Origin of the sequence: Silvibacterium sp. (assembly GCF_047605705.1) — a bacterium.
Taxonomy (GTDB): Bacteria; Acidobacteriota; Terriglobia; order Terriglobales; family Acidobacteriaceae; genus Silvibacterium.
Genome location: NZ_JASGFD010000062.1, coordinates 1 through 18033, shown reverse-complemented (window position 1 = coordinate 18033; position 18033 = coordinate 1). Strand labels below are relative to the sequence as shown.

Here is an 18033-nt window from a genome sequence, read left to right as displayed (position 1 = left end):
CTGAATGAAGCACATATCTCCATCGAAGATCGTGATCACGCTGGGCGATCCGGCAGGCGTGGGCGCGGAGGTGACACTGAAGGCACTCAGTGCGCCCGGCCTTCCACGTGCCAGCTTCCTTGTGATGGGAGATCGTGTTGCGGTCGCTGGTGCGGAAGCGGTGACTGGCATCCGCATGGGCGATCTTCCGGTGGAGTTCATCGACTGCGGAATGCTCGCGAAGGATGAGCCGGTAGAAGTGGGCAGGCTGCGTGCGGATTACGGCGCCGCGGCGATGCGCTATGTACGGGAGGCGACCCTGATGTGCCTTCGCGGGGAAGCGGACGCGATGGTGACGGCGCCGCTGAACAAGGAGGCCGTTGCGCTTGGCGGGATTGGTTTCAGCGGACATACGGAATATATCGCCGAGCTGTGTGGCGCAAAGGAATCCTGCATGATGCTGACCAGCGAACGGTTGAGCGTCGTTCATGTCTCGACGCATGTAAGCCTGCGCCGGGCAGTGGAGCTGAGCAAGGAACGAATTGTCCGCACCATCGAGCTGGGGTATGAGGCCATGCGAAATATGGGCACGGAACGGCCCAGGATCGCCGTATGCGGTCTGAACCCGCACGCCGGCGAGCACGGCATGTTCGGCACAGAAGACGAGGCCTACATTGCGCCGGCGGTCGCGGCATGCCGGGATCGCGCTATCGATTGTGAAGGGCCAGTGCCTGCGGACACGATCTTTTACAAGGCTGCGCGCGGATCGCACGACCTGGTGGTGGCGATGTATCACGACCAGGGACATATTCCGATGAAGCTGCTGGACTTCGAGGCAACGGTAAATACCTCGCTCGGGTTGCCTATCATTCGAACCTCGGTCGATCACGGGACAGCCTTCGATATCGCCGGTAAAAACATGGCGAGCGGGGCCAACATGATGGCCGCCATTCGCCTTGCCGTTACGATGGCTGCCCATCGCACGCCGGCACCGGCACGGGGCTGAACGATGCGAACCGCAGATGTTCTGGTCATCGCGGCGTATGTCGCGGGATTGACGGCGATCGGCTTGCGTTTTTCGCGGCGGCAGAACACTACGGACGAATATTTTGTTGGTGGCCGGTCCATCCCCGGATGGGCAACTGGTCTTTCGTTGCTTGCGACGATCATCACCAGTGTCACCTTTATCGCGTATCCAGGATCGTCCTATGCGGGAAACTGGTCGCTGATGGTGCCGGGGCTGTTGTTTGTGGGAGTTCTGGCGTTGACGGGACGGATTATCGTTCCATTCTTCCGGCACGTAGTGCAGATGAGTGTCTACGAGTATTTCGGGCATCGCTTCGGCCGCGGTGTGAGGTTGTACGCTTCGCTGGCTTTCGCTGCCGGGCACTTCTCGAAGATGGCATTTGTCTTTTATCTGCTGGCGTTGACGCTGGCCGGCATGACTGGGTGGCCGGTGCAGTGGATCATCCCGGTAACCGCGGCGATCACGATTTTCTACACGCTGCTGGGCGGCCTGAAGGCCGTGGTGTGGAGCGACGTGGTGCAGGGGTTTGTGCTGTGGGCTGGCATCCTGGTCTCGCTCGGCTATCTGTTGTTTCTTCCGGCGCAAGGACCGCGCACCATGCTGGCGGATGTGTGGGAGCACGGCAAGATGAGCCTGGGCAGCACGGCGTTCCGCTTCGACCAGCCGACGATCACAGTCCTGGTCATCTACGGCTTCTTTTTTTATCTGCAGAAATATACAGCCGATCAGACGGTGGTGCAGCGATACCTGATCGCAAAGTCGGACAAGAGCGCATTGCGCGGCATCGCTCTCGGTGCGGGGCTCTGTATCCCGGTATGGGCGGCTTTCATGCTGATCGGCAGTCTGCTATGGAGCTTCTATCGCGTGACGGGAGAGCAGCTTCCGAAGACGATCACCCGGCCGGACCAGGTTTTTCCACATTTTCTGCTGACGCATCTGCCGCCAGGCCTTGCGGGGCTGTTCATCGCCGCGCTGCTTGGGGCGGCGATGGCGATGCTGGCCTCAGACATGAACTGTTTTTCGGTGATTGCAACCGAGGATTTCTATCGACTGGCACGGCCACGGAGTACAGACCGGGAGCGACTGCGCATGGGGCGGGTCACGGTAGTCGCGTGCGGCATCGCGGCATCGCTGATGGCCATGCAATTAGCGCACAGCGCGGGAAGCGCGCTTTCGCTCTACTACACTCTGACCTCGGTGGTAGCAGGAGGCCTGGCGGGGCTTTTCCTGCTGGCGTTTCTTGTGCCGCGCGCCACACGAGCGGGCGCAGTGGCTGGTCTGGTTGCCGGTCTACTGCTCACGCTCTGGGGCGTGCTCACCGAAAACGGAAAGATCCTGAACCTGGGGCGCTGGAACTTTACCTGGCATGACTACATGCTGGGCGCGCTCGGCAATCTGGCTGTACTGGGTGTGGGCCTGGCAGCGAGCGTGATGTTGCCTGGCATGCCGCGAGCCAGAGATCTGACGTGGCAGGGATGGCGGCACCGGAGATTGTCCATGGCAGCAGCGCCGGTGTCCAACCTGTCTACTCATTTCACTTATTCCATCGACCGGGAGCCTTGATGAATCGCCTGCATGCAGCAATCGGAAGCAACGAGGGTAAGCCTTTGCTTGGCGCCGCACTGTATTCGTACGATCCCATCTTTCTGGAGATTGCGGGACACCTCGGCTTCAGCGTGATCTGGATTGAGATGGAACACGCAGCCATCACTTTTGCTGAGGCAGCGGATTTATGCCGGATGGCGCGCGGCGCAGGCTTGTTGACGATGATCCGGATTCCGGATGCGCGACGGGAGAGCGTGCTTAAGGCTTCAGAATGCGGTCCTGACATGATCGATATTCCCATGGCGGATTCACCCGAGCAGGTGACAGAGCTGGTGCGCTATGCGAAGTTCGCGCCCATGGGCGCACGCGGATTCTTTAGCGTATCGCGGGCGATCAAATATGGGATTGTGGGCAGCGTGCCCGAGGAACAACAGAAGCTGAACCAGGAGCTCGCGCTGCTGGCTCAGGTGGAAACGAAGGAATCGCTCGCACGGATCGAGGAAATCGCTGCGATTCCGGGTGTAGACATCTTTATCGGGCCGGCTGATCTAGCGGCCAGCATGGGGATTCCAGGGCAGACCGGACATCCTCAGGTGCTCGCCGCGGCTGAACATATCGTTCAAGTGGCGCGAAGGCACCATAAGAAGATTGTGACGGCATGCGGCGCAGCCGATTATGCTCACTGGATGCGGCTCGGTGTGGACCTGCTCTACTGCACCAATAACATCGTCTGTCTGAAGGCAGGCGCGCAGCATGCGCTGGAGGCAGCGAAGAAGGCAAGCGTACTGGTGCGGGAAGAAGCCGGTTCTCAAGCGGGTGTGTGCGATGTTGCGAGTGGTACGCTCCATCGGAGCTGACGAGGGTCAGGATGGAAACCGCTGCCACGAAACGCGCGATCACCTTTTTGCAGCCCCGCATGCTGGTTTTCGGCGACGGATGCCTGCGCGATGCAATCGCTTATTTACGACAGCTTTCTCAGAAGACGATCCATATTGTCGGCTCGCGTGCGATGAGTGAGACTGTGGAGTTGTTGTGCAGAGAACTGACGCAGGCCGGCTGTACGGTGTCGGTTCAGATCCCGGCCAGCGGCGAGCCGTCGATTCGCAGTTTTCTAGCCGCAGTTGAGACAGCGCGCGCAGCAAAACCGGCGTGCGTGCTGGGCATCGGCGGCGGCAGCACGCTCGATATGGCGAAGCTGGTAGCTGCGTTTGTCGATAACCCACAGCAAATCGAAGGAGCCTTTGGCATTGGATTGTTGCGGGAGCGTCACTGTGGTCTGGTGTGCATGCCTACAACATCCGGTACCGGCAGTGAGGTTTCTCCGAATGCGATCTTGCTGGATGAGGTAGCGCAGCTCAAGAAGGGGGTCGTCAGTCAGCACCTGGTGCCAGATGCGGCTTTTATCGATCCCACACTCACGCACAGTGTGTCTCCGGAGGTGACCGCGGCTACGGGGCTTGATGCGCTCACGCACTGCGTGGAGGCGTATACGAACCGGTATGCCCATCCGTTGGCCGATCTCTATGCACTGGAAGGCGTGCGGCTGGCATCGCGCTTCCTGGTGCGCGCGGTGAAAGATGGCCATGACCATGCAGCACGCGAAGGCATGGCGCGGGCAAGCCTCTATGGAGGACTATGCCTGGGACCGGTAAACACTGCGGCTGTTCACGCGTTGGCTTATCCACTGGGGGGCGAGTTCCATCTTCCGCATGGACTGGCTAACGCATTGCTGCTACCTGCGGTCTTTCGCTTCAATGCCGAGGCTGCGCCCGAGCGCCACGCCGCCGTTGCGCTGGCCCTGGGCGCTATGCCGGGCAAGAACACGATGGAGACAGTGAACCATGGAGTCTGTGTACTGGAAAACCTGACGCGCGCGTGCGGCCTGGAGATGAACCTAGAGAAGCACGGTATACCGAGACGTGCGATTCCCAGGATGGCCGAGGCCGCGCTCACTGTACAGCGGTTGCTTCGGAACAATCCGCGGGAGGTGACCCTCAGCGATGCGCAGGAGATCTATGCGCAGTGCTTTGTGTAAGGTCTGTGGGCATTGCTATGGCAGGCGGGCGGCCTCGGCTTCGGGATTCCAATGGTCTGTTCCCTGCAGGAAAATATCGGGCGCGAAGCGGGTGGCCTCGGCAGCGGTCAGCTGCCTGACAAAGGATGCACGAGCTGTCGGCGGGCTGCCCGGTCCTGTCGAATGGTACTCGGCATAGAACATGGTGGATGGGTCATCTCCCTTCCGCCACAGGGTAAAACCCTCTGGAGTTACGCCGGAATCCATTTCCGTTTCAAGATAGACGACGCGGGAAAAAGGACGCCATGGGCGACCGAGCGAGACCTTGTGATCGCCCAGATTATCCGTAGCGACGCGGCTGTTGCGGATGATGAAGCCGGTTGCCTCATCGGCAGAGAGACGGCTTTGTGCGGTGAGATAACCTGGCGCGACCGCATGAATCTCTACCCGATCGAAGAACGCGGCTGCATTTCCGAAGATGAAGTCAACGGCGCCGGCAATGTAGCTGTCGACGTAATACTGGCGTCCCCAGTTGGCAAAAAGCGTGTCCTGATAGCCAAGAAAGCGGCAGTGTTTGAAGATCGCCTTATCGGAAAGTACCGAGATGGCGAGGGCCTGTCCTTGTTTGCCAGCGCTGTTTTCAAACGTAAGGTTGTCTGCCTCGAAGGCTTCTCCATTCACCTCGACGGTTTCGGTGAAGAAGGTGCCCCCTTGCTCTTTCGCAAACTTATCCGCGGTAATCACCGTATCTTCCGGCTTAGCGCCCAGACCGATGAGCGTAAGCCGCGGCCGATTCTGTGGAATCCATACGCGCTCATGATAGATGCCGGGAGTAATTTGTAAGATGACGCGTCCGTTGCCTTCGGGTTGGGGTGCGTGGTCGACTGCGTTCTGAATGGTTGGGAACTGTGTGCGTCCGTCCGAAGGTGCTCCGGGCTTGACGAGTACAGTGACATCCGCAGCGTAAGCAATGCCGGTGAAAAGCGAGAGCGAGAAGAAATAAATCGCGCAGCAAATGCTGAAATGCTTCATGAGCGAGGAACCTCAGCCAAAGAGAGATGAACATGCCGGATAGAGGTGCGATTCCAGGTATAGGTGATCTCCAGATCACCGGCGGAAGTCTGGATGATTGCGGGATATGAGTACTCGCCCTTGCCTTGTTCGAGGGTGGCGAAGATGCGGAAGTGTTCGCCGTCGTTGCTGAGAGCCAGGTTGAGCGGCGAGCGTCCGCGCGGCGTGTCGTTGAAGATCATGACCAAACGGCCATCGAGATGCTGATGTGAGTCAAGCAAAGCGACAACATCGAGACCGGAATTGTTGCTGGGAAGATCGAGAAAGCGTGCCTTTGTCCAGGTCTGACCGAGATCGAATGAATCGGCTGTCACGATCTTCGCAGCCAGGGTATGCGAGCGTGCAAACAGACGCAGGTGCGTAGAGTTGAGCGGCACAATCGCGGGCTGGATGATGCCCTCAAAGCTGCGCGGTCCCTTATCCTTATCCCGCAGTTCGGGCGAGTCGAGCGAGGGGTCCGGAGCAGGCGGCTCAGCCTTGTCCTGGGCTTCGGTTACGGTAATGGGACCGATCTTCGTCCATGAAGCGCCGCCGTCCGTACTACGTTCGATCCAAGCCGCCCATGTTTTATAAGCTTCGACAGACGACCCGCTTACGATCAGATCGTCTGGCAGCACGAGAGGCTTGGTGCGGCTGGGGCCGATGACGCCGGCAGCAAGACGCTCGGGGGCTGACCAGGTGCGGCCTTCATCGGTGCTTGTGATGCGGACGCCGGACCACTCGCGCGGTGTGTCTCCTGTTTTGTAGTAAAGCCAGAGCCGCCCGTCCTGGGTGTGAAACAGAACGGGATTCCATGAAGGAACGCTCCTGCTACCATCGTGCTCTCGAGCAACCTCGACTGGAGCGGACCATCGGCCCGCGGAAAAATGCGCGGTATAAATTCCGACATCCGGTGCGCCCTCTTTTGTACCCCCGAACCACGCGGCCAGGAGAGAACCATCGTGGAGAGCGACAAGGGTCGAGGCGTGGCACTCGGCGAAGGGAGCCGAGCCCGGAGCGAAGAGGAACTCGCTTACCGGATGAACCCCTGGGTCACTGTGGTGCGATGGCTGCCACTCCGCCTGTGTGACGGGACAGGCGAACAGCAGCGGTAAAACGATGATGTGGCGAATAGCGTTCGCGATCATGGTGTGGCCACATTTGGAGCAGAGAAGCTGGCAAGTGTGATGATTTCACCGGGAGCAACCGTGATGCTGGCCGGGACATCGGTTTCGACATTCGGGTCATAGAAGCTGGTCCGCTCCATCCGTGTCCAGTGTGCGCCAGGCCAATTGATCCGAAGCTGTTGCGCGAAGGTCGAGCGATTGAGCACGATCAGCGTGGTACGCGAACCATCGGTAAAGGCGACAGACAGCAGGTCCGCATTGGAAGATGAGGCTTCGACGCGATGCATGCCTTTTGGTACATGCCGGCTGAAAGCGCCAAGCACGCGAAGCTGAAAGCTCGAAGGAACCGGGATGTTGCCCTGGGATCGATCGGGAACGAAAAGCGCGCGCGAGGCGCCAAAGTTCGGTTGTTCCACGTCGAGGATCAGCCAACAATAGAGCAGCATCTCGGCATCGAGCTGTGTGAGGTCTTTCTGGTAAAGCTGGCCGATCTGCAACGAGAGCCGATAAGAGGACTCCTGGTAACGGCCATCATTGAGACAGATTTCGGTGGCAAGAAAGGGCTTGCCGCCGGAGGCTGCGTGCATCGCAGCGAGACGGCCATCGTAAAGATCGGGATCGGAAAGGAACTCCTGATAGTCGTACTCGTGCGCAGCGGTGAAGTCCGTGGCCGACCACGCGGAAGAAAAATTCTTCAAGTCTGTCGCGCGCGCAACGCCCATCCGGAGATACGGGGCGTCGGCCATTTGAATCCTGGTTGACTGGAAACCGGCATCGTCGAGCGCCTTGCGCATGGCCGTGGTCATTGCGGCGTAAATCTCGGGATACTGTTCGACTTCGTTCTCGATGCCAACGATCTCGGGGGCTGCGCCTGAGCGTTGCTTCGCTCGACGGCAAAACTCCACCACGATACGAGCGTAAACATCGGGCTTCGCTGCCGTTTTGACCTGCTTGTTCCAGGCATCGAAAATAGGTTTGCCCTGCGGTGTATACGCGGCGATCGCCCAGTGGGGCAGAGCCCACATTTCGTAGAGCACGCTGCCGCCGAGTTCGCGTGTCTGGCGGCTGTAGTCGAAGTCGGAAACCTCGCCATTCGGGAAGTTATCGCCGTAGTAGTGAGGCGTGGCGTCATGCACGTCGTTGATATTCGAAAGATCTGGCTTTAACTCGGCGCCCATCGGGTATTCGCGCTCAACGAGCAGGTTGTAACGGCGCATCCAGTCCCAGTATTGACGTTTGCCCTCCGCGCTGAGCTCGTCATAGGCGGGGATGCTAGGACTTCCTCCGAAGCCGAGCATGGACTGATGCCTTTTCTCCGGGAGAACGGTAATCGCGGCAGAGGATGGCGAATTCACAAGCAATGCTCCGTCGAGCACGCGATGCTCCTGGCGCGGGCCGCTGAACATGAGTTGATGCCGAGTCAGGTCGAAAATAAGCGGCTGGAGCAGCAGTGGCTGGTCATTGAGCAGCACGCTCACGGAAAGATGTGCATCGACCACCACGGTAAGCGTGCGGGCGTGGCCGGTGTAAAGACGTGTCTCATCCCGAAGGATTGTTTCGGTTTCCCCTGGGGTACGCAGGCCTGCGGAGGCGTATTCGCGTTCATAGAGACGGACAGTGGAAGCCGTGAGCTCGACGGTCAAGCCTGCATGCGGTCCCGTGAAGATCCATGAAAGGCGAGTGGTGTCCGGGACGTCTGCATCGAGCACCAGGGTGCGGCGAAACAGCGCCGGTAGATCATCATGGAAATAGACACGCGCAATCTGGTCAGGCCGTGTCCATCCAGGGCCGGTTGGGCCATCGGAAGCAAAATGAAAGCCCTGGCCCCGCTCAGCAGCCGGCGTGGAGACATCCGGCAAAGAGACCGACTGCTGAGCGAGCGCTGGCGATGCAAGCGTCCACACGGCGACTAGGAAGGCAAGACGCATACGGGCTATTTCATCTCCAGATCAACGCCAGGTCCCTTGATGATGTTCTGCCCGGCCTCTGCCTGTACCAGAAAGTCCGAAGCCCGAATCTGCGCATATTGCATGTCCGCGCCCGTTTTGCCGCTGAGGTGAACATGGCGCAGAACGAGATTACGGATAGGGCTTTCGGGAAGTCCATAAATTTCCGCGGCCTGCTTCGCACCTGTCGCAGTGACATTCTCAATGGTGAAGTCATGGAAGCGAGGCGTATGCGGCGTCACCGAATGGGCTGTATCTCCTTTCATGCCCCCCGTGTAATACATGGTGATCTGGATAGGCACATCCACGTCTGCGAGCGTGATGTCGCGAAAGGTGAAATGACCGATATCGTTACCGCGCCCGCGCGCGCTTTTGATACGGATGCCCTGGCGAGTACCCCGAAATGTGACTCGCTCAACGCGCACGTTGCGGACGCCACCTGCTGTTTCGCTGCCGATGGAGAGACCGTGGCCATTACGGAAGTCGCAGTCGCGAATCGTGATATCGGTGCTGGGCACATCGGGATCGCCGCGCTCCACCAGTCCGCTCTTGATCGCAATGTTGTCATCGCCGGTATCGATCAAGTCATGTTCGATCAGCACGTGGCTGGTGGAGATGGGATCAATGCCGTCCGTGTTGGGCGCGGTGCGTCCGGGGTTGAGAATTTTCACTTTACGCACGGTGAGCCCATCACAGACCACCGCCATGATGTTGTACTGCGGCGAATTCTGAATGGTGACGCCGTCGATCACAATGCGGGTGGAGTGGGTGAGGTCGAAAAGCATGGGGCGCGGTTTCTCCGCAACCCCTGCATGCCGGTCAGCCTGCTGTTGTGTCCACCAGGGCTGACCGTTGCCGTCCACAGTGCCGCCCCCGGTGAGAGCAATGTCGGTTGCGCGATCGGCATGGAGCAGCGAGATACGACGCCAGGGAGCATCCGCGCGTACCGGGTAGTCAGACATATCCGGGGAGCCCAGAAGCGTCGCCCCGGCATCAAGCTTCAGATGAACGTGGCTCTTCCAGTCGAGGGGAGCGGAGAGATACGTTCCGGCGGAAAACTGCACGATGCCGCCGCCTGAGGCTGCGCAGCTGTCGATCGCCTTTTGGATTGCAGCCGTATCTTTGGTTGCACCGTTTCCGGTGGCGCCGAAGGAGTGGACATCGCAGACCCGGCTGGAAGCATGGGCCGGCACGGCGGACATAATCAAGACGGCGCCAATCAGAAATCCCTGGCAAAAAGTGGAATTTATTTTCATATACGAGTATTAACTTGCATGTATGCGGAATCCTACCCGCCGAGTGCGGCATAAGACAAGAGGGGTCTTTCCTGCTATCTGGGGCGCGCTGTGTCTGTTGCTTTGCGGGAGCCCGGCATGGGCGCAGCCAGAAGGTCCGCTCGACCCAGCGCGCGAGTTGAGACTTTCACTTCCGCCCGCGAACCATCTCAAGGAAGAGTTCCTATGGACGGCCAACGACGCAGCAGCTCTTCATCCCACCCTGCAGGCGCATGTACGCGGACAGAACGACAAGGTTGAACCACACTTTTTTCGCGCTCACTTCTATGTCACGCAAAAGCCCGGAGATGCAACGCTCTACCTCGCGGGTCCTCGTGCGGCAACGGTATATGTGAATGGGCGCCTGGTGTTGCAGGCCGAGGACGATCCGGCGAGGCCGAAGGGCTTCCATGTGCTGACCGCTTCTGTTGCGAGTGCCTTGAGAGCGGGTGAGAATTCGATCGCGATGAAGGTGGTGCGCGGGCACAGCTCCCTGCATACCGATGCGGACGCGACAATCAACCAAGTGACTTATGGCGAAGTGGTGCTCTGCAAGATTGTGCCACGGAGCAAAGGTATTTCTGCTTCGCCGCTGCTTGTATCCCAAGATTCGTGGAGAAGTGTGCTCGCAGCTCCCAATGGTTGGGAGCGTGCAGACTTCACGGACACAGGCTGGCCACGGGTGCAGATTCTGGGAATTCCCGGCACGAACGATGACTTTCTGCAATGGAATGCGGATGCGGGCTTGTATGCATGGCCGGGGTACGCAGGCATCAGCAGGCATATGCGGGTTTTCCGGCTGAAAGCAGCATCCATAAAGCGGTCAAACGATGGTGAGACTTTGGACTTCGGGCGGGAAATCAACGGCCGGCTGAGGATCGCTTCGAAAACCGGCACACCGGTGGCGATCACGCTGCGTTATGGAGAGTCGCGTGAGGAGGCAGAAAGCGACGAGAGCTATCTCGGGCAGCGGGATGTGTTTCTTCCGGCGTACGGCATTGCCTATGGGCCGAAGAGCGGTTTCCGCTACGTACACCTGCGAAGTGAACCGGGCAGCCTGAAACATTTAAGGATCGAGGCGCAGGGAATCACGTATCCGGTGCGTTTCCTGGGCTGGTTCAACAGCTCGGATGCGACGGTGAACCGCATCTGGGAGACCGCGTCTTACACGGCACACCTTTGCATGCAGGAGGGCATATGGGATGGCGTTAAGCGGGACCGCGCGCGATGGATGGGAGACCTCGACGTGACGGGGAGAACGATAGAGAGTGTTTTTGGAGCAAGCAGCGCTGTTGAGGGCACCATGACGTCTATTCTCGGCGCTGCGCCGGTGACGCACGACATCAATACAATTCCTGGCTATTCGGCGTTGTGGATCACGGGGCTGGCAGAACTCTACCGCCACAACGGAGACATGAATTTTCTGGTTCGTATGCGCACGCCCCTCAAGCAGCTTGTGGCCCTGCTGAGAAGTGAAATCGATGCGGACGGCGTCTTTCGTAACCGAGATGGGCGCAAAGTTTTTGTGGATTGGTCCAATGGGCTTAGTGCCGACAGCAGCGAAGCGCGGGAAGCTACCGACTTCGAGATGACACTGGCATTCGACCAGGCAGCATTCCTGTTGAACCAGCTTGGTGAGCGGGATGCTGCCGCCGATGCAAGCGACGAGGCTGAGCTTATGCGCGAGGCCGCACGAAACCATGCGTCCGATGAAGATACCTTTGGCGAGCGGTGGCAGACGAATGCAATGGCAGTCCTTTCCGGAACGGCCGATGCAAAAGAACGTGAAGCGATCTGGAGCCATGTGCTGGCCAGTGTGAACACGGACACCGCAGGCCCGAATCATCAGGTCATCACACCGTACTACGGGTACTACGTTCTGTCGGCGATGGCGGATCTGGGGCATGGGCGCGAGGCGCTTGCGTGGATGCGCCATTATTGGGGAGGCATGCTCGATGAAGGCGCGACAAGCTTCTGGGAGGCATACGATCCAGGTTGGCCGAAGCAGGATTTTCACGCTTCTCTGGAGGCTGACGGCAAGCGGGGCTACTATGTTTCACTTGCGCATGGATGGTCGAGTGGTCCGGCAGCCTGGTTACTGGAGCAGGTACTCGGCATTCAGCCCATCAAAGCGGGTTTTCGCGAGGTAAGCATTGCGCCGGAGCTGGATGGGCTGAGATGGGCGCGAGGCGCTGAGCCAACGCCGCGCGGGCTCATCGGCATAAACGTGCGAGCGGAGAAGATGACGGTGACCTTACCTCCGGGGATTCGGGCAACGGTGCGGCTTCCTTTCCCAGATGGAGTGCCAGTCGAGGAGAACGGGCGGCTTCTACCGGCTATCCATGAAAGCGTAGTTTTAAACCGGGCCGGAGGTTATCGCTTCCGTGTGGTCACGCGTGGCAATGCGCGGACATTGAGGCATGAATGAAGGTGACGATGAAATCTGCTGTGGGTCTGCTGGGTGCGATGGCACTCCTGCCTGGGTTGTTCTCTCAAATGTGGGCCCAACGCATCCCAGGCTATCTCTACGATGAGTCGAAGATTGCGCCCTACACCATGCTGGATCCGTTGAGAAAGACCGATGGCAAGCCGGTTGTGGACGCGGCCATGTGGAACACGCAACGCAGGCCGGAGGTCCTTCGGCTTTTTGAGGAAAATGAGTTCGGAGTTACGCCCATCGAGGCGAAAGCGGCAGTCATGCATGCGAAAGTTCTGGAGCGCGATGATCATGCGCTGAATGGGCTGGCTGTCCGGGAGCAGATCGAGCTGACGTTCGATCCGGCCCCGGGTATTGCGCCTCCGACCCAGGCCGCACGCAGCATGCGGTTGCTGCTCTATGTCCCTCGTGTACAGCATGCCTCACCGGTGGTTCTTGGGCTCAACTTCCTTGGCAATCAGTCTGTAATAGACGATCCGGGCATCCTGCCAACGCCGGTGTGGTCCAAGCCTAAAGGAAGCGCCGTGCTGTTGCATGAGGTGCCGGCTGCGAACACTCGTGGCGCAGGGGCAGAGCAATGGCAGGTGGAGATGCTGCTTAAACACGGCTATGGATTGGCGACAATCTATTACGGAGATATCGAGCCGGACTTCAAGGACGCCGCGCAATACAGCATGCGGCAGCTCTTTCAGAAGCCGGGAGCGGAGCTGGCACCGGACTCGTGGGGCGCTTTCGGCGCGTGGGCCTGGGGACTGAGCCGGGCCATGGACTATCTGCAAAACGATCCGCTGGTGGATGCCAGCCACGTCGCAGTGACCGGACATAGCCGACTTGGCAAGGCGGCAGATTGGGCAGCGGCCCAGGATACGCGGTTCGCTGCGCTTCTCTCGACCGAGAGCGGACATGGCGGACAGACGATCCAGCGGCGTGCGCTGGGTGAAACGGTTGAGCATCTGGAGCATTCTTTCCCTTACTGGTTCTGTCCGGCCTATGCGCGGTGGGCAGGACACGACAGCGAGATTCCGGTCGATGGAAATCTGCTGATGTCGCTAATGGCTCCGAGGCTGCTTTATGTAGCGAGTGCCGCCGGAGATGAATGGTCGGACCCGAAGGGCGAATTCCTGAGCGCGGTGAGTGCCAGCAGCGTATACCGGCTGCTGGGTGAGAAAGCTCTACCAGCGGAGACTCCGATGCCTGCAGTGGATGCGGCCATCGGGCTCGATGGCAATGTGGCTTATCACGAGAGGGCCGGAAAGCACGATGTCACCAGTTTCGATTGGGAGCACTACATCGCCTTCCTGAACCTTCACTGGGGTGATCCGTTGCACTGGCCGGAAGTGAGTGCGGTTGGCGAAGCCCCGCCACCAGCAACTGCACATGCGGTGAGCGGGAAGCAGGTCAAGGCATGGAGGCAGCAGTTGCTGCATGCGCTCTATCTGCCCAGTCATCCTATGGCTCCGGAGACGGACCACATCCGCAGTGGTGAGATAGCGCCGGGGGTGACGGCAGAAAAGGTCACATATCGGACGCTCTATGGCCTGAGAGTTCCAGCGGTCATCTATCGGCCCACGCTACCTCCGACACGGAAGATGCCGGCTATTGTTCTGGTGAACGGGCACGGCGGCGACAAGTCAAGCTGGTATGCCTACTATGCTGGCGTGCTCTACGCGCGTGCCGGCGCGGTTGTGCTTACCTACGATCCTATCGGTGAGGGGGAGCGCAACGATGAACACAAAACGATGACCGGCGAGCACGATCAGCTTGTCTTCTCTCCGGCAAGCATGCCTGTGCGCCTGGGCGGCCTGATGGTCGCCGACACAATGGGCGCGGTGTCTGCACTTGCGGCACGGTCTGATGTCGACAGGCATCGCATCGGTCTCCTGGGCTTCTCGATGGGCTCATTCATTGCCGCCCTTGCCGGTGCAGCCGATACAAGAATCCATGCACTGCTGCTGGATGGCGGTGGGGATCTCGATGGAGTGAACGGTTATTGGGATTCGGGACACGCGATTATGTGCCAGGCCGCTCCATACAAGGCGCTGCGCATACTGGGCGATCGCGGCGCAGTGCTCTACACGCTGAATGCGCGGCGCGGAGACAGCTTCATCATCAACGGCACCGTAGACACCGTGGTCGCCATTCCTACACATGGGCCCGACTTCTTTTCGGATCTTCGTGCGCGTGTGGTGGCTCTGAACGGTAGCGAGAAAGGCGTCTTCTCTACCTACTTCGATCCCGGAGCCAGTCACCGTCCCTCGTGGATGACTCCAACCGCGGCGGCGTGGCTGAATGCCGAGTTAGAGTTTCCCGCCTGGCAGAGCAGGGACGTACGCACGATGCCGACGGTTAGTATCCACAACTGGGCAGAGCAAGTGGGTTATGAATTCGGGAAAAGCACGGGGCGCGAGGATCGCGATGCGGGGATTGTGGCGCTCAAAGCCGATGTCCCGTTGCTTACAGCTCAACAGCTCGACGTCTTTTCGCAGCCGCAATGGAACGAGCAGAAGAGTGGACTGGTCTATGCGTCATGGCTGGAACGCGCAGCGGCAGAGGTTCATGCCGGAAATGGTCAATAATTTTCATTTTGTGTTGCCGATTCTCGTGTTCTCTCTTTAATATTGGGCTCGTCCTAAAGGGTATCCATGCTGCGTTTTCACTTGTTTTGCCGCTTCTTCTGCACATTCGCAGTCTGGTTGATGGCGACTGCGTATGCTGAGCCGCAGACGGGGGTGCCTTTTGTCCTTCAGCCGGAGAATTACCAGCATTATGTAAAGCAGTTCGAAGCTGATGAGCGCGCTGCAACCGGCCGAGTATATGACGGAGAGCCTGCGCCCGGCGCCGCCATATCAGAAGCCGCGTGGCCATGGATGGAGCGGGAGATTCCATGGTTCGATAGCTCCGACAAGGCAGTGGAAGAGATGTACTACTTTCGCTGGTATGCCTGGAAGAAGCACCTGGTACAAACACCGCAAGGCTATGTAATCACCGAATGGCTGCCGAAGCCCGAATCGAAGGACGCCGGCTACGGAGCCCTGCCGGATGCAGCGCCTTTTCATCTGGGCGAAGCGAGGTGGCTGCATACGCGCGCGATCGCTGAAGACGACGCGCGCTTCTGGTTCCGGCCGGAGAATGACGCGCTCAAGTATTCTGACGCGCTGGCGACGGCGGTGCGCGAGGTGACGCTGGCGAATGGTGATACAGAGCTGGCAACCAGTCTGCTTGCCGAGATGAAGCGCGTCTATGCGGAATGGGAGCGGACACAGCAAGATGCAAATGGGCTCTTCTGGTCCATCGATACCCGGGATGCGATGGAGAAGTCGATCAGCGGAGACGGTTACCGACCGACGCTGAACAGCTACATGGAATCGGATGCACGCGCCATAGCAGCCACGGCACAGCTGACGCATGACGAGACCGTCGCGCATGAGTTCAAAGCAAAAGCCGACAGGTTGCATCGACTGATCGAGACCGTTCTTTGGAATCCCACAGATAAGTTCTATGAGGTCGTTTCTCCGGCAAAGGACTCGAGCATCCATTCTCAGAAGAAGTTCAAGGACCCGGGCACGGCCATGCAGTTCTCCGGCGCGCGAGAGCTGATTGGCTATCTTCCGTGGCAATACAGTGAGCCAGCTCCCGGGCACGGCATAGCCTGGAAGCAGCTCTTCGATCCGCAGGGCTTTGACGGGCGTTACGGAGCAACGACGGCAGAGCGGCGCAATCCGCGGTTTCGCTTTCCATCCTCCGACCAGTGCACCTGGAACGGGCCAGCGTGGCCCTTCGCTATGACGCAGACGCTGAATACGCTGGCGGCGTATCTCGATGGGGCGGGCTCTCATGTTCTGCAGAGATCTGACTATATGCGCCTGTTTGACCGCTATGTGCTGGCGCAGCACCTTACGCTCAAGGACAAGCGCACGATCGACTGGATCGATGAAGACTACGATGCGGACACGGACGAGTGGATCGCCAAGCGGATGCTGATCGAGAAACATAAACAGGTAGGCCGCGGGAACTACTATAACCATTCCGGCTTTGCCGATCCTCTGATCTGCGGTGCGATTGGGTTGCGGCCACAGGCTGGCGGCCACGTGGTAATCGAGCCATTGGTAAGGGCATGGAGCTATTTCGCCATCGATGCGCTGCCCTATCACGGACATATGCTGACCATCGTCTGGGATGCAACCGGCTCACGGTATAAGCACGGCAAGGGAATGTGGCTGGCGGAAGACGGCCATATCCTCTCCAGACGGCCAACGCTGGGCAGGTTGGAGGCACAACTCAAATGAAGTCAGGCAAAGAGGAATGATGAAGCTCGCCGTAAGAAGTGCAGCATGCTGGAGCACCGTGCTGGCATGCTGCCTGGCAGGTGCACAGAAGGATGGCGTATTGGCGCGGATGCCCGGCGATGCTCCGCAGATGGCGGCAGATGGCGTTCCTGCAACCGTGAATATTCCGCCTGGAAGCTTCATGATGGGCGCCGATGCCGGAGCACTGGACGCAACGATGACCAAGGGCTATGGGGTGATGTCGTCCCGGCCCAGGCACGGCGACTTCGATGAGAAGCCTGCTCACGCGGTGCGGATCGCGTACGGCTTCCGCATGGGAGTGACACAGGTTTCGCCGCAGGAGTACGCGATTTTCGATTCCACATACAAGGCTTCCGCCGCGACACCTGCGTATGCAGCAGGCGTGAGCTGGGAGCAGGCGATGGCGTACTGCCGCTGGTTGAGCAAAAAGACCGGCAAGCCGTGGAGGCTGCCGACTGAGGCCGAGTGGGAGTATGCGGCGCGGGCGGGCGGCACAAAGATCTACGGCGGGAGTGACACTCCGCTGCCTGGCGATCAGGCGAATGCGTTCGGTGTGAAAAACATGGAAACCGGGCGCCCCGAATGGACGCTGGATTGGTACGGTCCATACCCGGTGGACGCAGTCACGGACCCGACCGGCGCGGCCACCGGGATGACCAAGGCGATTCGCGGCGGAGGGTTGGATTGGCGTCACACGGCAACGAAGACGTCTCCAGACCTGAATATGCCCGCGACGTCACCGTACTTCGAGAGGCCTGCGAATCGGGCCAGCTTGCCGCCGAGCTATCGATCTGAAACCGGCAATGTGGGTTTTCGCGTGGTACAGGCGCCGATGCCAAGAAGAAATGCGGCTCCGCCGCGGCAATACTTCTTCATGTCGGCGGTCAAGCAGCGGTCTTTGACGGGGGGAGCGGCACTATCCCAGGCTGTCCATGCAGAGGATCCGGCAAAGGCTATTTATCGCACGCATGAACTCTTTCCTGATCTTGGCGGCAAGAGCATGATGGGTGTGGGCTGGCGGTTGGGCATCGCCGAAGGTATTGGGGTGAACTATCACAACTCCGCGATCCAGGTGCTGCCGAACGGCGATGAGCTTGCTGCTTTCTACAACACGCCGGATAACGAAGACGATCCTGACCAGACCATCATGGTTATGCGCCGACGGGCCGGGCAGAATGACTGGGATATGCCGGAGCCGTGGCCGATCTTTGCCGACGCGGGCCTGGCCGGGCCTGTGATCTGGAACGATCCTGCGCATCAAAAACAGCCCGGTGGCAAGGTCTGGTTCTTCTGGGGCTTTGCGCGTCTGATTGGCGCTCCACCATTT

13 protein-coding genes are annotated in these 18033 nt (G+C 59.4%); 9 read left to right on the top strand and 4 right to left on the bottom strand.

Annotation, left to right across the window (positions count from 1 at the left end; genetic code table 11):
- The first annotated feature begins 4 nt into the window (after window positions 1–4).
- Genes pdxA through QM649_RS17510 form a run of 4 tightly spaced genes read left to right on the top strand, consistent with a single transcriptional unit; the run spans window position 5 to window position 4586 of the window.
- Window positions 5–985: a 4-hydroxythreonine-4-phosphate dehydrogenase PdxA gene (gene pdxA / locus QM649_RS17525; RefSeq protein WP_415200361.1), complete on the top strand. Its 981-nt coding sequence runs from the start codon at window positions 5–7 to the stop codon at window positions 983–985.
- A gap of 3 nt (window positions 986–988) precedes the next feature.
- Entirely contained in the window at window positions 989–2569 is a 1581-nt protein-coding gene (locus tag QM649_RS17520; protein WP_415200360.1) for a sodium:solute symporter, read from the top strand.
- Window positions 2569–3408 (top strand): HpcH/HpaI aldolase family protein, encoded by an 840-nt coding sequence (locus tag QM649_RS17515; RefSeq protein ID WP_415200359.1) that lies wholly within the window; start codon window positions 2569–2571, stop codon window positions 3406–3408. The genes QM649_RS17520 and QM649_RS17515 overlap by 1 nt, the downstream gene beginning before the upstream one ends.
- Window positions 3409–3419: 11 nt before the next feature.
- Window positions 3420–4586, top strand: coding sequence for an iron-containing alcohol dehydrogenase (locus QM649_RS17510; protein ID WP_415200358.1), 1167 nt, complete (start codon window positions 3420–3422; stop codon window positions 4584–4586).
- 15 nt (window positions 4587–4601) lie between these two features.
- On the opposite strand, the gene QM649_RS17505 is transcribed toward QM649_RS17510, so the two are convergent.
- Genes QM649_RS17505 through QM649_RS17490 form a run of 4 tightly spaced genes read right to left on the bottom strand, consistent with a single transcriptional unit; the run spans window position 4602 to window position 9797 of the window.
- Complete coding sequence (locus tag QM649_RS17505; protein ID WP_415200357.1) at window positions 4602–5597, bottom strand: pectinesterase family protein; 996 nt, start codon at window positions 5595–5597, stop codon at window positions 4602–4604.
- Window positions 5594–6763: a sialidase family protein gene (locus QM649_RS17500; protein WP_415200356.1), complete on the bottom strand. Its 1170-nt coding sequence runs from the start codon at window positions 6761–6763 to the stop codon at window positions 5594–5596. The genes QM649_RS17505 and QM649_RS17500 overlap by 4 nt, the downstream gene beginning before the upstream one ends.
- Window positions 6760–8670, bottom strand: a complete 1911-nt coding sequence (locus tag QM649_RS17495; protein ID WP_415200355.1) for a hypothetical protein — start codon at window positions 8668–8670, stop codon at window positions 6760–6762. The genes QM649_RS17500 and QM649_RS17495 overlap by 4 nt, the downstream gene beginning before the upstream one ends.
- A 5-nt stretch (window positions 8671–8675) precedes the next feature.
- Window positions 8676–9797 (bottom strand): glycoside hydrolase family 28 protein, encoded by a 1122-nt coding sequence (locus QM649_RS17490; RefSeq protein ID WP_415200367.1) that lies wholly within the window; start codon window positions 9795–9797, stop codon window positions 8676–8678.
- Between QM649_RS17490 and QM649_RS17485 the strand changes: the two genes are divergently transcribed.
- The 5 genes from QM649_RS17485 to QM649_RS17465 all read left to right on the top strand — a co-directional run.
- Window positions 9754–9957 (top strand): hypothetical protein, encoded by a 204-nt coding sequence (locus QM649_RS17485; protein ID WP_415200369.1) that lies wholly within the window; start codon window positions 9754–9756, stop codon window positions 9955–9957. The two genes, QM649_RS17490 and QM649_RS17485, sit on opposite strands and share 44 nt — an antisense overlap.
- A gap of 144 nt (window positions 9958–10101) precedes the next feature.
- Window positions 10102–12390, top strand: a complete 2289-nt coding sequence (locus tag QM649_RS17480) for an alpha-L-rhamnosidase C-terminal domain-containing protein (protein ID WP_415200354.1) — start codon at window positions 10102–10104, stop codon at window positions 12388–12390.
- 8 nt (window positions 12391–12398) lie between these two features.
- Window positions 12399–14975: an alpha/beta fold hydrolase gene (locus tag QM649_RS17475; RefSeq protein ID WP_415200353.1), complete on the top strand. Its 2577-nt coding sequence runs from the start codon at window positions 12399–12401 to the stop codon at window positions 14973–14975.
- A 153-nt stretch (window positions 14976–15128) separates the two neighbouring features.
- Window positions 15129–16685: an MGH1-like glycoside hydrolase domain-containing protein gene (locus tag QM649_RS17470; protein WP_415200352.1), complete on the top strand. Its 1557-nt coding sequence runs from the start codon at window positions 15129–15131 to the stop codon at window positions 16683–16685.
- A 16-nt stretch (window positions 16686–16701) separates the two neighbouring features.
- Window positions 16702–18033: formylglycine-generating enzyme family protein (locus QM649_RS17465; RefSeq protein WP_415200351.1), on the top strand; the 1332-nt coding region annotated here is incomplete at its 3' end.

Excerpts from the sequence above, each read along its gene's own strand:
- pdxA (WP_415200361.1), top strand. The coding sequence starts at position 5 with ATGAAGCACATATCTCCATCGAAGATCGTGATCACGCTGGGCGATCCG.
- QM649_RS17520 (WP_415200360.1), top strand. The coding sequence starts at position 989 with ATGCGAACCGCAGATGTTCTGGTCATCGCGGCGTATGTCGCGGGATTG.
- QM649_RS17515 (WP_415200359.1), top strand. The coding sequence starts at position 2,569 with ATGAATCGCCTGCATGCAGCAATCGGAAGCAACGAGGGTAAGCCTTTG.
- QM649_RS17510 (WP_415200358.1), top strand. The coding sequence starts at position 3,420 with ATGGAAACCGCTGCCACGAAACGCGCGATCACCTTTTTGCAGCCCCGC.
- QM649_RS17505 (WP_415200357.1), bottom strand. The coding sequence starts at position 5,597 with ATGAAGCATTTCAGCATTTGCTGCGCGATTTATTTCTTCTCGCTCTCG.
- QM649_RS17500 (WP_415200356.1), bottom strand. The coding sequence starts at position 6,763 with ATGATCGCGAACGCTATTCGCCACATCATCGTTTTACCGCTGCTGTTC.
- QM649_RS17495 (WP_415200355.1), bottom strand. The coding sequence starts at position 8,670 with ATGCGTCTTGCCTTCCTAGTCGCCGTGTGGACGCTTGCATCGCCAGCG.
- QM649_RS17485 (WP_415200369.1), top strand. The coding sequence starts at position 9,754 with ATGCCGCCGCCTGAGGCTGCGCAGCTGTCGATCGCCTTTTGGATTGCA.
- QM649_RS17475 (WP_415200353.1), top strand. The coding sequence starts at position 12,399 with ATGAAATCTGCTGTGGGTCTGCTGGGTGCGATGGCACTCCTGCCTGGG.